Raw genomic sequence first — 14,770 nt, 5'->3', positions numbered from 1 at the left:
TGACACCCCATCGCGATGTTCAGGGTGGTCAATCAGCCGGCTGTCTCGGTGCGCCGGAACAATCGGGCCAGCGCGTCGCTCGCCTCGTTCAGGCCGGCGTTGAGCTCGTCCAGGTACTGCGGCCAGAGGTCTTCGAGGGTGATGTCCTTGGCCTCGATGATCCGCCCGCAAACGGCGATCACGCGCACCGCGCCGAGGGGATCCACCGCACCGCGGATCGCGCTGGCGAGGTCGCGCAGCAATTTCCAGTTGCCCGCGCGGGCCGCGGTTTCGCTGCGTTCGACGTAACGCAATGCGTCGCGCAGGGCTTCGGTCATGACGCGCGGGGCGGCGCCGCCCATCGTGGAACGCGCGACCGCGCCGCGGATCGGGCCGGTGTCGCCGGTCGTGGCAACGCGGCTGCCGGCCTGCCGGCGCGCGCCCTCCACCGCCTGCGACAGGGCATCGAGCAGGGCGTGGGGCGAAGCCGGCTTGATCAGGAACGCTGCCGCGCCGGCGGCCATGCAGGCCTGCCGCGTGCGCTCCGAGGCCTCGCCGGTGAGCACCAGGAACGGCACGTTGGCGTAGCGGTCCGCGTGGGAGAACCGCACCAGCTTCATCACATCCAGACCGTTGGTGCCGGGCAGCCGCAGATCCACCAGCACCACGTCGAAGCGCTCGCGCGCCAGCCGTTCCATTGCCTGGTCGCCGGTCTTGGCGAGAAAGACGTGATGGCCGGCCTTGTCCAGCACACTGCTGAGCATCTGCTGGTTGCTGGGCTGGTCTTCGGCGACGAGGATGCGCTGCGGCCGCACCCGGGCGCGGTGGCGCACATACAGGTCGTCGATACGCACCACGGCCGCGGCCGGGCCCGTGCGCGCCGGGCGGCTGGCGAGCGTATCCAGTACCTGGGCCGGAATGACGATGCGGTAGCGCCCACCGCCACCGGTGTAGGAGGTGAAATCCACGCTGCCGCCCAGGGCGGTGGCGAGCCGGCGCGCATTGCACAGGTTCAGCCCCGTACCCGGCGGATTGCCCAGGGTGGTATGACCCTGCAGACCAAACGGCTCGAACAGCGCGGCGCACGCGGCCGGCGACAAGGCCGGCGCCGTGTCGCTGACGCTCAGCCGGAGGATGCCGCGGGCTGCATCGCCCTCGTCGAGGGCGTGGACGATCATCTCCACGCGTCCGTGATCGGTCACTCCCAGCGCGTGCGCCAGGATATTGCCGACGATCTGGCGCAGAATCTGCGGATCGCCGGTCACCCGCCAGGGACAGCCGGCCTCCTCGTGGATATCCAGCCGGATGCGCCGTTCGAACGCCAGGGGCAGGAGTCCTTCGCGGACGCTGTCGAGCAGCTCCGTGAGATCAAACTCCACGGCCTGCCGTGGCACCGTGGAGCTGGCGTCGAAGTAACCCAGCAGGTTGGTCGCCAGCATGCGCAGCCGGTCGGACTGGCTACGGATCACCTGCACGCTCTCGCGCTGCTCCGGGGGCAGTGCCTCGTGCAACAGCAGGTCGGCATTGCCGACGATGGCGTTGAGCGGGTTGCGGATCTCGTTGCCCATCATCGTGATGAAGCGGTCTTTCTCGCCCGACAGCCGCACCACCTCCCGCCGCGCCCGATTGAGCTGGGCCAGGAACAATCCGGCGAAGGCCGTGATCAGGAACTGGGCAAAGATGAGTGCCATCACCACCAGGGGACGTTGGGCCCAGTAGTCCGTCGCGATCGCGGCGAGTGCGAACAGCACCGTCCCCGACGCCGACGCGGCGGCCAGATAGCCCAGGCCAAAGCGCCGGCCCGCGTCGACCGCGATGGCGGGAAGCAGCACAAGCAGCGGAATGGCGTTCTCGCCGCCCAGGGCGACGATGCCTCCGACGAAGGCGGTGTCGCCGATCACGGCCACGCTGCGGCGCCAGGCCGAAGGGGCCGGGAAGGCGAAGACGTGTCCCAGCGTCATCGCCGCTGCCAGCACGCCGGCGGCACACACGGCTGCTACCTGAAGCGCAGCGGGGTTGCCCGGCCGCAGGAGCGATACCAGCAGAAAACTCACCCCGATCAGGGTGCCGGCGACGATGCGGCTGAGGTTGTAGTTGCGTTCGCCCGTGGCCTCTCCATCCGGCATTGGCCACAACCACGACGAACCCAGTGCAAAAGATTCAGGAGTCTGCATTGTTGCGCCCAATTGTTGCCGCGGCGTATGCTTGGCCGCCCACCCGGTACTCCGCGATTCCGCTAATAGTAGCGTCCCAGCGGCGCCGGACGCGATGAGACCGGAAGCGAAACGAGTCGGGACATGAGTTCGCACGAACTGAGCGTGTCCATCCGCGACAAGATCACCGCCTACCAGCTCGCCATCGAGAACCTGCCGCGACCGGATATCTGGCTGTCGGCGATTCGGGATCGCGATGACGGCAGTACGCCTGAAGGGGTGTTTGCGGTACTCGACCGTATCCGGATGGATTTCCAGATGCGGATTGGCGACCTGCGTGCCGAACTCGATCGCCAGGGCGGTTGAACCCGCTTTTTGATAAGGAACGACCGATGAGTGACCTGCGTCGAACACTTCGAGCGGTACCCACGGCCCCGCCGAGGGCCTCGCAGGAAGGCGACAAGACCCTGCGCGTGCCCAAGGAAATCCGCGCCAAGCTCAAGTTGATCGCGCACCAGCGCGGCATTGCGCTGCACGAGCTGACGGCCGAGCAGCTGGGCGAATTCTGCGAGCTGTACCGCTCGGCCAGCGCGCGGGCGCCGGCGCCGGTGGCCGAGGATGACGGTGTCATCGTGCCGCAGGACGAGCAGGCCACCCTGCGCGTCAGCCGCGACCTGTGGGCCAAGGTCAAGACGATCGCCGTATCGCGCGATGAATCGGTTTTCGATCTGACCACGCGAATCCTGGGCGACTATTGCGCCCGTTATGAATCCTTCACGCGGCAATCGCTGGCGGTACCGTCGGAGCAGGACGCACCGGCCGTACCCGCTGTCGCTGTCAAGTAAAGTCACGTTTGTTGACAGGCGTTGTTCAGAAACTCTAGAGTCTGACGGCGCTACTCGGAACGCTCGCGCGCTCCATAGCCAGAACGCCAATACTCTTGGGTTCTTCGGGGGGGACAATCCGCTGTTTCACGTAGGCTCTTCGGCGTTCAGGGACGCCGGAGCCAGGGCCGCCGGCGTGTAGTAGCGGAGTAGCGGAATCGCATTCTCTACTCGAAGGGACGGGGTTGAACATGAGGTTGGTCTTGGCGGACGCGGGCGAGCGCACCCGCGAAACTCCCGAGGTGTTGGGCTCGGGGGATGGCGCGGTGTCGACGGGCGCCTCGACGGCCGCATCCTGGCGAGGAACCGCCCGGATGCGGTCACTTGACGACGACGGTAGCGACGAGGGCGATGAGATTCCCGCCATCGTGCGTCACCGGTGGCTGGCCGCTGAAGTGGAGCGCCGCGGCGCACCCTTCGCCTCGCTGGAAGCCAAATGGGCAGCGGAAGAACAGTTCCTGGCCCACTGGCGACACCAGCAGCAGCGCCAGTGCTAGACAATCTGTAGGCTCCCCCTCCGGAGCCTTTGGGGCAGACTGGCCCCGCGCCGCCGGCTGTCATAGGCGGCTTTGTTTTTGGCACCGACGCCGCTTCGGAGGACACCTGCCGGTGGATCCGTGCGGGGACGTCGGCGCGGCTGCCCCTGGCGCGAACACGAGAGCGACATGTCCCGACCGGTGATGGTGGAAGACGGCGCCGCGCCACCGCGCCGTTCAGCGATGGCACTGGCGGAAGTCGCCAAGCAGTTGCGCAACGAACAGATCAGCCGCCTGGTGGCGATGGTCAGCGAACGCCAGATGTCGGTCACGCGGACCGTGGTGTTCGGGCTGATTCTCGCCTGGGTGTGGTACTGGAAGACCCGCGTGGGCTACCAGGAGGTGCTGGTCCGCGACGCGGTGGCGGTCTTTCCCTGGGCGCTGGCGCTGTTCGCCGCCAGTGCAGGGTGGATGCTCGTCCTCCGCCTCTTCCGGCTGGAACCGCCCGAGTGGGCAGACGCGATTGGCATCGTCGCCAGTTTCGCCGGCATCGGCATCCTGCTGGACCGCGCCTTCATCCTGCTGATCTCGCTCAATTCCTTCCTCCCGCTGATCGCCGTCGCAGTGGGCGTGCGCTACCACCGCGGCGCGTTCTGGGCCGCAACCCTGGCATCGGTCTTCATCACCTGGATCACCGCCCCGCCGGGCTACTGGATCAGCCGCCCGGCCTATGCCCTGTATGCCTTCATCTTTACCTTCGTCTTGCCGCTGATCGTCAATCGGATCCTCTCGGCCCTGCGGGAAGCCTCGATCCAGGCCATCGTCGCCGGCCAGGCGCAAAGCCGGTTCATCGCGACCATGTCGCACGAGCTGCGCACGCCGCTCAATTCCATCGTCGCCGGTGCCGCGCTGATCGACACGCGCGGGCTCGACGGCGACCAGCGGCGGCTGCTGGAGCTGGTGGCCTCCAACGCCAACGCGCTGCACCACAGGGTCACCGAGGTGCTGGACGTCGCCGCGATCGACGGCAACCGGCTGCGCCTGGTCCCCGCGCCGTTCTTCATGGCGGATGTGGTGCAGACGGTCAGCGACATCTGCCAGCCCCTGGCGGATGAGAAGGCGCTGGCGTTGCGGTTCGACGTCGACCGCTCGCTGGGCGATGAACTCCTGGGTGACGCCGGCCGGATCGAGCAGGTGCTCAGCAACCTGGTCACCAATGCAGTGAAGTTCACCCCGGCCGGCGGCACGGTGGATGTCGCAGTGTGGCGCGAGAACACCGCCTCACCCGGTCACCAGACGGTGATCTGCACGGTGACCGACACCGGCCCCGGCATCGCCGACGCGGACAAGAAGCGCGTTTTCGATGCCTTCCACCAGACCAGCACGGGCGATACGCGCCGGCACGGTGGGGTGGGACTGGGCCTGTATATCGTCAAGAACGTCTCGGACCAGATGGGCGGCCAGCTTTCCGTCCAGGACAACCCGGCCGGCGGCACCGTGTTCACCTGGCGATTCCGCCTGCCGTTGGCACCTCGGCGCGAGGTTCCCCGGCGCCAGACGGTACTCGAGGCGCTCGAGAGCCATCGCCGGCGCATCGCACCGATGCGCTGCCTGGTGGTCGACGACAGCGCGGCAAACCGGGAAATCTTCGCCCGCATCCTGGAACGGGCAGGGCACGCGGCCACCTTCGCCGAGGACGGTCCGACGGCCCTCGCCGCCGCCCGCGCGGCGCCGTTCGACCTCGTCTTCCTCGATCTGCACATGCCCGGGATGTCGGGCTGGTCCGTCCTTGCCGAGCTGCAGCAGCTGACGGCCGATGGGCCCGTACCAGTGGTGGTGATCAGCGCCCACTCGCACCCGGCCGCGCAGGGCCTGGCCGTCGAGCAGGGCGCGGCAGCCTACCTCACCAAGCCGATCGCGACGCAGAAACTGCTGGAAACGCTCGAGCAGGTGGCGCAGTCGCGCCCGGCGCCCGGTGCAGTGCCGGGCATCCGGACGGATGCCAGCTCCCCCTGCGCGTGATGCGTGAGATCACCACGCCCGCCGCCGTCCGGCAGTTCCTGCAGGTGGTGCATGCCAGCCTCGGCCAGGGAGTGGACAGTCTGCGCGCCGCACTCGATGCCGGCGACGGCTTCGGCACGATCGACGCCGTGCACGCGCTCAAGAACGAGTTCGTCAGCATCGATTTCGCCGCCGGCGTATCAGCCTGCGAACAGTTTTCCGAGGTGCAGCGCCGTGGCGGCGATCTGGCGGCCGCGTTTGCCGTCCTGGCGGCCGAGGCCGCCGCCGCACAGGCGGCCATCCTGACGGAGCCGGAATATCTTCCGGCCACCGAGCCGTCCTGAGCCGGTCCCCGGCGTTTCCGAGCGAGTGCCCATGTCCCATCACGAACGGTTGCAGCGCGGCCTGTGTGGCGCGCTGGCAACGGCGCCGCTGCTGTTTCTCCTGGCCACCCTGGGCGCGCATCTCCAGCGTCCGGACCTGGTGCCCTGGCAGGCCCCCATGAGCGCCTATCTGACCGGCCCCGGTGGCGCCGCGCTGCGTGCGGCCTACTGCGTGATGGCGTTCTGTATTCCCCTGGCCGGCCTGCTCGGCCTGGGCGATCCGCGACGCCGCCGACACTGCGCGTTGCCAGTCATGCTGTTCGGCACAGCCGGACTGGCCTTGCTGCCGGTAACCTTCACCGCCCTGGCAGTCGGTGACACTGCACCGGGTGCGGATCTGACCCGGCTGATCCACGGATTGGCCGCGCAGACGACCTTCCTGTGCCTGGTCGCCGGAATCGGGGTGCAGACGACGTTGTGGGGGATGGAGCGCGACAGGACGCACCGTCCTGACATTGGAATCGCCCTGGCGGGGCTGGCGCTGGCCACCTACGTGGTGATGCAGCTGGGAGCCGGCCTGCCGCGGGGGCTGGTGCAGAAGACTCTGGTGCTGGCGATCCTGCTCTGGCTGCAATGGGCGGCATGGCAGTGGCGGCACCGCCTGGAGCCGCTGCGGTCGACTGCGGCGGAAACGAACTAATGGCAATGGATGCTGGTATGACGCTCTACCCCCTGTCGGCGGCCGGTCTGGTGCCGTGGCTGTTCCTCTTCAGTGCCTGCGTGGTGGTGTGGATACGGCCCTGGCGGGCGGCGGCGCTTCCGCTGTTTGCGCTCGCATTCGCCGCGGCGTTTGCGGTCGGCCAGCTGGACTGGCGCGCGGTGCCGGCATTTGCCCTGATGGGGTTCTGCGCCTACGCGGTGCAGCCGGGTCGACGCCTGCTGCTGGTGGTGCCGGGCCATGCGCTCTTCATCCTCGCCGCCATCGCCCTGCGCCTGCACACGGTGCCGGGGTTCAATAACCCGCTGGTCATGAATGGCGTCTTCAGCCCGGACACCGTTCCGTTCAAGCTCTATCTCAACCTGGACAAGACACTGGTCGTGGTCTGGGCGATCTGGGCCTGGCGCCACGTCGCCTGGGAACGGGGGCCCCTGCGCCAGGGGGTGCCGATCGGGGTGGGGCTGGGCCTGGCCACCGCGGCGGCCTGCCTCGCCGTTGCCTCGCTGGCGGGCCTGACCCGCTGGGATCCCCATTGGCCGCCCGCGACGGCGTTGTGGATGCTCAACAACCTGCTGCTGGTCTGCCTGACCGAAGAGGTTCTCTTCCGCGGCTATGTGCAGGAAGGCGTCGAACGGCTGGCCGGCGGGCGATCCTGGGCGCCCTGGGCGGGCATCGCGGTATCGTCCCTGCTTTTTGGCATCACCCATCTGGGCGGCGGCTGGGCGTACATGGGTGTCACGACCCTGGCCGGCGTCGGTTATGGCCTGGCCTATCGCCGGGCTGGCCTGGAAGGGGCCGTGCTGGCGCATGCTACGCTCAACCTGGTGCACTTTTTCCTGTTCGCCTATCCCGTGCTCGCAAAGGCATAGGCGGAGCGTATTCGCCGCCGGCAGGCGTAAACGCTGCCAGCGTGTTCCACCCTTCCAGATACGGACGCCTGCCAGATGCTGCAGCCAGCCCGGGATGTCGGCGCTTCGCCGGCAACAACACCGTCGCCCTTGCCGGCGGTGTCGCGTGACCCGGTTCGCCTGGCGGCGGAGCTGGCGCGGCGCGAAGCCCTGTTCCGCCGCCTCAAGCCGGACAACGCCGCACGTATCGTCTTTGCAGATCCGGATCATCCCCGCCAGACCGAGCTTGCCGTGGTCTACCTGCACGGCTTCAGCGCCAGCCAGGGCGAGGGGGAACCACAGCACCGGCGCCTGGCCGTGGCATTCGGCGCGAATCTGGTGCTGAACCGGTTTCCCGGCCACGGCTTCGATCACGGCGACGCCATGCAGGGACTGTCGGCGCCGGCCCTGCTGGCGCGGGCCGCCGAAGCGCTGGCGATGGGACTGACCCTGGGGCGGCGTGTTGTCCTGGTCGGCACGTCGATGGGGGCGTCGCTGTGCACGGCGCTCGCGGGCACCTGGCCTGAACACGTGGCAGCCGTCCTGGCGTGGTCGCCGGGTGTAAAGGCGTTCAACGAACCCTTGATGCGGCAGCTGTGCCTGCCGGGCGGGGTTGTCGAGCACGATGCCGCCACGCGCATTGCGCACCAGAACCAGTACTGGTCGCTGCGCATTCACCGCGATGGTTACCGGAGCCTGGCGGCGCTGTTCGACGAGGTCATGCAGCCGGCGCTGTTCCGGCGGGTCATCGCGCCGTACTACATGGCCTGCTACTACCGCGACGAAGCCAACCAGGATCCGTCCGCGCGGGTTTCAGCCATGCTGGCCATGTTCGACGCGCTGGTGACGCCCGCTGCGCACAAGCGCATGGATTGTTTCCCCAACGGCGCGCACGTGATCGCATCGCCCTGGCGTTCGGACTGCGCCGAGGAGGTGTTCCAGGCGAGCCTGGCCTTTCTGCGTGACGTCGTCGGCCTCGTGCCCGCCGGAAATCCGTCCGGCGCGACGTCCTGAGCCGGGGGCGGTGCGCGCCCCCTTCCAAAAGGACATGTGAGACGGCCGGATCAGCGCGCGATGGCTTCGGTCTTGCCCTCGGCGCGGGCCATGGCGAGAACCCGGTCGATCTCCGAAGGCATCAGGTCGGCCGGACGGCGACCGTCCAGGTCAGCGCGGCTGCGGAAGAACCACAGGGCCTGGGTCCAGCCCGTGCGATCCTTGGGCAGCGCGCGCAGGATCGCGCCCATCTGCGCCACCGGCGTGCCCGTCGCCTGGTTGAACTGGAACACCGGGTGGTAGAACTTTCCGTCGTGCCAGACGCCGAAGATCTTGCCGCGCCGGCGCGCGTCAGTCGGACGCTGTTTGATGGCGGCGGCACTGGCGTTGTTGCCGCCCAGCTGGCGGCCGACCTCATCGCTCGACAGCCAGGCCTCGGCGGCGATCAGCGCTTCGCGACGCGCGCGAGCCCCGGCGAGCACCGAGCGCTGTTCCGGCGCCTGCGTGTCGATGTCGGCGGATACGGACGTGATGTCCAGCCGTGCCAGCAGCACATCCAGGCGCGCCAGCGCGTCGTTCAGGTCGGTTTCCATGTCCGCCACCGGCAGGGTGCCGTCGGCGTCGCGGAACACGACGCATTCACCCAGTTCATCCGCGGCGAAGCGGGCGAGCGTGCCGTCCATGTCGCGTGCACTGGTCAATTTCTCGCACGCGTTCAGTTCGTTGAGCTGCACGCTGCGGCGACCGGACTCCAGTGCACCCCGGACCGTGTTGACCAGCGGACCGAGCAGGCGCGAGACGCGTCCCGTCGCCGCGCTGGGCAGGGTCCAGCGGGAAAAGTGGGTCAGGCCATCCTTGACGAAGTCCGCCAGCCGGTCCGCGTGCAGCGAACCGCCGGATACCAGGTGGATTTCCACCGCGTGCTGCTTGCCCAGCCGCACGACCTGCAATGCGTGAACTGCCGTGTTCATACCTCACCACCCCGGCCGAGTGGCGTATTCGCGGCAGCAGAAAGAGAAGAATCGCTCATCGCAACACATTCCTCGGGTGAGAAGCCAGGCCGCCCGCCCGCGTCGCGCGGGCAGGGCAACGGCCTGGCAAAAAAGGCAGGAACTGCAACGGGAACCGGCCGCCGGGCAGTGCTGCCTTGCGGGGTCCGTGTGCGGTCCATGCCGGAAGCGGTACGTCGGCGGACATCAGCGGCTCCGTGGTGCCGGTGCCGCCGGGATGGCAGCTGTTTCGGCGCGGGCCTCGGCCGGCGCCAGTGCGCCGGGTACCGGGGGCGGCGGGCAGACGAAACTGGTGCCGTTGGCCTTCCAGTGTCCGGTGACCGGATCGATGCGGAATCCTTCGGCGTCAGCGACGAAGGTGCAGGTGTAGGACGAGCCGTCGGGTCTGTTGACCACCAGCTCCATGACGTCCTGTGCGCCAGCGGCACAGGAGAGGGCGCCCAGTGCGGTCGCCAGGATGCCACGCCGCAGGATGCTTGTCATAAAAACGAGATACCGTTTTTTTGTGATACCATCAGTCTACTCCTGACACGCGGCAAAATCTATAGTCGTGGATAGCCTACAAAGCACGCTGCCATCAATGATTTGCGAGGCCATTGCCGCGTCAGACGGATTTATTTCAGCCATGTCGGCGAAATCGTCCGCGCTGCGCCGGGACATTCCGGTCGCCTTCGAGATGTATGCCCTGCTCGAACACCTGCTCGGCAGGTTGCCGCAGCGCCCTGTCATTGCCGGCGAACCACTGCCGCTGGAGCCCGGCATCTACCTCAACACCGCGTCACGGAATGTGGTTGCGTTGATGCTCGTCGAGCCGGGCACCCTCACGCATGTTGCGCTGTGGGCGTCGCAAAGTCTGAGCTCCGACCGCGTCCGTGCGATGGGGGGCGTGCTCGCGCTGCCCTTCTCCGTGGAAACCCACGATGGCCGTGTCCAGCTGGTGCCGGAATGGTGGGTGGCGTTCTACCTCGACGGCGACCCGGCCCGCGGCTTGCCGCTGCTGGCCATGCGCGCCGTGCTGGAGGACGAGCGCTTCTCCGACTGGGTCGACGTGGCCACCCGGCGGCTGGCGGCATTCGGCCTGCCAGCCCCCGTCACCCGGGGCGCCTGAGCGGCCCGCCTTTCCAGGGAAGGATGATGAAGATGTCGACGCGTGATGATGCCGGCGTGCGCCCGGGGGGAATCGGCGGCGCCACGGAATGGCGCGCGGATGCCTGCTACGCCGAAGAGAGCGAGTCCGGATATAGGCGCGGCTTCGAAAGCGGTCGCGCGGAGGGGACGCTGCAGCTTGAGCAGGCCCGGGAAGATTGCGCGCGCCTGGCCGCGATGCGGGATGCGCTGCACATCCAGCTGGAGGGGCAGGCGCAGCAGATCGCGGCCCTGCGTGCTCAGGTGGACGAATGGCAGCACACGGATCTGGCCGTCGCCGCTGCCATGGATGCACCGGATCGCAGTTACCTCACGGCGATCGCCGCCTACGTCGCAGTCAACACACGGCTGGAACAGCAGGTCGGCCAGCTGCAGCAACGCCAGTCAGCCCTTCAGCGCGAGCTGGCGGCCCTGCGCCGCGCCCATGCGCAGCAGATGACGCTGACGGCCACTTGTCTGCAGGCCATGCACCAGCTGCAGCAGAACCCGTTCACCCAATGGGAATCAGTGCTGGAAACCTTTCACCAGCAGTTCCAGGCGCTGGCCGAACGGCCGATTGCGGTGCGGGCCCTGGCGACCGGTGGCGCCGCCGCCGCGGCGCTGCTGCAGGATCCACTGGGACTTGGACCGCTGGTCGCGGGCGTGACGCCGATGGCCGACGACGAGCCGGCCATGGCGCCCTGATCCGCGCGACGGGTCAGTTGACCGAGCGGGCGGCGGTGTCGCGCATCGCTGCCGGGTCCGCCGGTTGGCCGCCGTTGCGGCGAGCCTGGTCGTCCAGGGCCTGCTGCACGGTGTAGGCCTGCTCTTCCGGCGTGAAGGAGCCGCGTCCCATGAACTGGTTGATCAGGGTCATCTCGCCCGGCGACAGTTCCTTGGCCAGCAGGTTGCCGCCTTCCGCACCCGACGGAAGATCGGCCAGTCGGCGCGCGCGCAGGCCGGTCGGGGCCGGTGCGGCGACGGATGCACCGGTTGGCGCGCTCGCGTTCGAAGAGGCGGTCGGTGCCGCGGCGTCCTTGCCGCCGCCGCAGGCCGACAAGGCCAGAGCCAGGAGAACCGGTGCGGCGCGCAGGCCGCATGCGATGGCGTTCATGGGGTTCCTTTTTCCAGGGGTGGAATTGGCGAGTTTCCCACAGCCTGGCTCAGCGGCGTGTGAGCCAGGTGTCGATGCGGGCCGATGCTTCAATCGCCCGTGGTCTTTTCCAGGTCGCTGAAGGTTGACCCCGAGTCCCGCTGGCTGAGCACGGAATCACCGCTCTCCTCGAACGCGCTCGACGGCGCCTGGCCCTGGGGGCCCACGTTCATCGCGGAATTCCTCGCCTTGGCAATGGCACTGGCGGCCATGGCGGCAGCGCCCGCTGCCATCGCCGCCGTCGCTCCACCGGTGCCGGGGGGCGACGGCCGGGGCCACTGTCGGCGGGAGCGCCGGTCGGCGGCGTGGACTGCGGGCCGGGCGATGAACCCGAGCCGGATCCACCACCACCTCCACCACCTCCACCCCCCGCTACCGGACCTGCTGCCCATGCTGGACGGCGGCCGGTCTTCGGCCACGGGGACGGCGCCCTGGCTGGCGCCGTTCACCAGCTCGTGGCGGCCACCGCCACCGCCGCCACCGTCGCCCGCCGCGCGGCGTCTTTCCTCGGCGCGGCGCTCGTTGTTGCGCTCAAGCCGCTTGTCCACGGCGGCGGACGTCCCCTTGCTCATCTGCTTGCTGGCTGCCGCTGCCGCCGCGCCGGTCATGCCGGCGCGCATCTCGCCGCCGGCGTTGGCGGTGCCCATGCTGTCGGCGCCGGCTTCGATCCATTTGAGAACGGCATCGGGCAGCACCTGCGGCAGGCCGAACACCATGTACAGCACCGGCAGCAGCAGGGCGCCGAAGGCGCTGAACCACCAGGAGAAGGCCTGCCAGTCAGCGAGCGAACCGGCGTGGCCGCCCGAGGTCACCAGGGCAGACTTCATGCTGAAAAAGCCCGTCGCGATGAAATTGATCACCGGTGTGCTGATCAGCATGGCGGCAAACAGGCCGAGGATCGCCAGCACCGGGCGCACGAACAGGGACAGCAACAGCAGGTAGCCATGGCGCTGGCCGCCGATGAACGAGCGGTCCGGCGTCATGTGCGTGAGTACCCACAGCGGGGCTGCGATCAGGGTCTGCGCTACCGTCAGCAGCCAGCCGATGACCGCGATCATGAAGATCGCGTAGGGCATCGACGGCAGGAACACGCCGAAATAGAAGCCGAGCCAGGTGGTCTTCTGGCGCATTCCTTCCAGGATGGGCGTGATGACATGCAGCACGAAGTCCCACACGGGCGTTGCGACCTTGTCCGCTTCCACGCCCGTCCCCGCCACCTTGAATGCGCTAAGCAGACCCGCGCCGACGCGGAAGCCGGTGGCGGATGTCTTGATTGCGAAGAGCGCCGTCTGCAGGGCGGTGTCGACGGTGGTCATCAGGTCGCCGATGCACTTGATGCGGTTCATCGCGCCGCCCATGGTGCCGGCCGTGCCGCAGACGAATTCCGGCATGGTGCCGCCCGAGGAGTTGGTGCCCAGGGCCACGTCCACCACCGTTTTCATCATGTTGGTGGAATAGCTCTTGAGCTTGCCGTCCAGGTCTTCGCGCAGGGCGGCGACGTTGACGTCGCTGTTGGCGTCCTTGGGTAGCAGGGTGGTCATGTCCGTGACCGAGCGGGGATCGGCGTAGGCGTTGGTCGAACCACGCGCAGATTCGGCCTTGCGAAAGACACTCTCGGTCATGCCGTTGACGATGCCGACAAATGCGGCCGCGCGCGCGTCGTTGGGCAAGCCGGCCAGCGACGGCGCACTGACGGTGACCGGGTTTTCCCGGATCTCATTGTAGATCTGGCCGCGCACCTGGCCCGAACGCTGCCACCAGCCGCCGGCGGAGGCCCAGCCTTCCCGGGTCAGGGATTGCAGGTACTGGCCCATGGTGTTGGTCGTGGAACCGTTGGCGCCTTCGCCCGTGGCAACCAGACGGGTGACCAGCTGCTGCTCGTACTCGTTGACGATCTGGTTGAAGCGATGCGCATCGACCGGCGTGCCGCCCGCGGCCCCCGGCTCCGTGGGAATCGGCCACTGACGTACCCAGTCAAACAGCGCCGAGTGCATGCCACGGATGACGACGGTCTTGTCGTCCCAGAGGGAATTGCGCAGCGCGCCCAGGGCCAGCTCCAGCTCACGGTCCTTGCTCACCGGGCCGGGGCTGGCGCCGATGGTGCGCGGCAGGTGCAGGTTGTAGGTGCCGCAGATCGGGTTCTGGCCGGCCAGGTTCGACGCCGAATTGGCATCGCGGTAGTAGTAGTACCGCGTCTGCATGTCGGGCGCATTGGTCACCTTTTCCGCCTGGGCCATCAGGCCGACTTCGGGATTGGCGGCGGCAAACGCGGAATTGCCGTACACCTTGTTGGCCACCAGCGTGCAGTACTCGGCCGTGACCAGGTTTTTCGCCAGGTCGCGCAGGCCATAGAACTGGCCGGGCTGGTTGATGCCGGCGACCGCCGCGTTGGGCGAGACCACCGAAAGGTCCATGCCGGCGCGGTAGGTCACGTTGGCGAGCCCCGCGCCCCACAGGGAGATCATCAGGACCACCAGCTGCACATACGAATACCCGCTGGCCGTGGGCAGCAGGAAGGCGCCGCCGGTGACCAGTCGCAGCGGGGTCCACAGCGACGACCAGTTCTTGCCCATCGCCTCGCCGTCATTGGCGGTGGAGATGGTGCCGACGAACGCGATATAGGAAACGATCAGCGCGCCGATCACCAGCACGCCCGAATTGAAGTAGGAAAACATCATCGCCAGGATGTTGCTGCTGGCGTCGACGCCATGGGGGTCTGCGCCCTGCGCCAGCGCCGCCACGGCGCCACCGAACACATCATTGAGTAGCTGGAACGACTTGTCTTCGCATGTGCCCGTGGGCGGGCATGGCGAGAACGGCATGGTCATTGGCGATCCCCAGCTAGTCAGGTCGGTAGGCGTAAAGATATCATAACGCTACTTTTTGACGGCAATAACCAACAGATAGTCAAATTTTTATCGTGCAATCATTTTAACAACCTCTGCTAGCCATGGATGAAGCCCGTCGCGTTTCCCGGCCCCGCCACGTCCGCCGCACCGGCGGCAAGTATTCCGTCCGGCGGGATTTTTATTACGATAAGCGGCCTTTTCGGCTCAGCTCGGCCGGAT

General features: G+C 67.8%; 15 protein-coding genes. 10 read left to right on the top strand and 5 right to left on the bottom strand.

The genetic code is table 11. The annotated features are described in order from the left end of the window. Positions 1–32: 32 nt before the first annotated feature. On the bottom strand, positions 33–2,153 hold the full coding sequence (locus N4264_RS01550; RefSeq protein ID WP_261695324.1) for an ATP-binding response regulator: 2,121 nt from the start codon (positions 2,151–2,153) through the stop codon (positions 33–35). 123 nt (positions 2,154–2,276) lie between these two features. On the opposite strand from N4264_RS01550, the gene N4264_RS01545 reads away from it, so the two are divergent. From N4264_RS01545 to N4264_RS01510, 8 genes are all read left to right on the top strand, one after another. Continuing rightward, a complete protein-coding gene (locus tag N4264_RS01545; protein ID WP_261695323.1) occupies positions 2,277–2,498 on the top strand; it encodes a hypothetical protein in 222 nt (73 codons plus the stop codon). 26 nt (positions 2,499–2,524) lie between these two features. Continuing rightward, the gene (locus N4264_RS01540) at positions 2,525–2,977 is read left to right on the top strand and encodes a hypothetical protein (RefSeq protein WP_261695322.1); all 453 of its coding nucleotides are present in this window, start codon (positions 2,525–2,527) and stop codon (positions 2,975–2,977) included. A gap of 230 nt (positions 2,978–3,207) precedes the next feature. Beyond that, positions 3,208–3,513, top strand: coding sequence for a hypothetical protein (locus tag N4264_RS01535; RefSeq protein ID WP_261695321.1), 306 nt, complete (start codon positions 3,208–3,210; stop codon positions 3,511–3,513). A gap of 168 nt (positions 3,514–3,681) precedes the next feature. Next, entirely contained in the window at positions 3,682–5,514 is a 1,833-nt protein-coding gene (locus N4264_RS01530; RefSeq protein WP_261695320.1) for an ATP-binding response regulator, read from the top strand. Further along, complete coding sequence (locus tag N4264_RS01525) at positions 5,514–5,837, top strand: hypothetical protein (protein WP_261695319.1); 324 nt, start codon at positions 5,514–5,516, stop codon at positions 5,835–5,837. Before N4264_RS01530 ends, N4264_RS01525 begins: the two co-directional genes overlap by 1 nt. A 31-nt stretch (positions 5,838–5,868) precedes the next feature. Further along, positions 5,869–6,516 (top strand): DUF998 domain-containing protein, encoded by a 648-nt coding sequence (locus tag N4264_RS01520; RefSeq protein ID WP_261695318.1) that lies wholly within the window; start codon positions 5,869–5,871, stop codon positions 6,514–6,516. Positions 6,517–6,533: 17 nt separating this feature from the next. Further along, positions 6,534–7,403 (top strand): CPBP family intramembrane glutamic endopeptidase, encoded by an 870-nt coding sequence (locus N4264_RS01515; protein WP_261695317.1) that lies wholly within the window; start codon positions 6,534–6,536, stop codon positions 7,401–7,403. 75 nt (positions 7,404–7,478) lie between these two features. After that, a complete protein-coding gene (locus tag N4264_RS01510; protein WP_261695316.1) occupies positions 7,479–8,435 on the top strand; it encodes an alpha/beta hydrolase in 957 nt (318 codons plus the stop codon). Between the two features lie 50 nt (positions 8,436–8,485). On the opposite strand, the gene N4264_RS01505 is transcribed toward N4264_RS01510, so the two are convergent. Together N4264_RS01505 and N4264_RS01500 are read right to left on the bottom strand one after the other, a co-directional pair. Next, on the bottom strand, positions 8,486–9,385 hold the full coding sequence (locus N4264_RS01505) for a hypothetical protein (RefSeq protein WP_261695315.1): 900 nt from the start codon (positions 9,383–9,385) through the stop codon (positions 8,486–8,488). Positions 9,386–9,610: 225 nt separating this feature from the next. Continuing rightward, positions 9,611–9,907: a hypothetical protein gene (locus N4264_RS01500; protein WP_261695314.1), complete on the bottom strand. Its 297-nt coding sequence runs from the start codon at positions 9,905–9,907 to the stop codon at positions 9,611–9,613. A gap of 142 nt (positions 9,908–10,049) precedes the next feature. Here N4264_RS01500 and N4264_RS01495 point away from each other — a divergent pair, with 142 nt between their 5' ends. Continuing rightward, the gene (locus N4264_RS01495; RefSeq protein WP_261695313.1) at positions 10,050–10,532 is read left to right on the top strand and encodes a hypothetical protein; all 483 of its coding nucleotides are present in this window, start codon (positions 10,050–10,052) and stop codon (positions 10,530–10,532) included. Positions 10,533–10,564: 32 nt separating this feature from the next. Next, entirely contained in the window at positions 10,565–11,254 is a 690-nt protein-coding gene (locus N4264_RS01490) for a FliH/SctL family protein (protein WP_261695312.1), read from the top strand. 13 nt (positions 11,255–11,267) lie between these two features. Here the strand turns inward: N4264_RS01490 and N4264_RS01485 are convergent, their stop codons facing one another. Together N4264_RS01485 and N4264_RS01480 are read right to left on the bottom strand one after the other, a co-directional pair. Continuing rightward, complete coding sequence (locus N4264_RS01485; protein ID WP_261695311.1) at positions 11,268–11,663, bottom strand: hypothetical protein; 396 nt, start codon at positions 11,661–11,663, stop codon at positions 11,268–11,270. Between the two features lie 89 nt (positions 11,664–11,752). Next, entirely contained in the window at positions 11,753–14,530 is a 2,778-nt protein-coding gene (locus tag N4264_RS01480) for a DotA/TraY family protein (protein ID WP_261695310.1), read from the bottom strand. Positions 14,531–14,770: the final 240 nt, after the last annotated feature.

Source organism: Tahibacter amnicola, assembly GCF_025398735.1.
Taxonomy (GTDB): domain Bacteria; phylum Pseudomonadota; class Gammaproteobacteria; order Xanthomonadales; family Rhodanobacteraceae; genus Tahibacter; species Tahibacter amnicola.
This window is presented reverse-complemented; position numbering and strand designations above follow the sequence as displayed.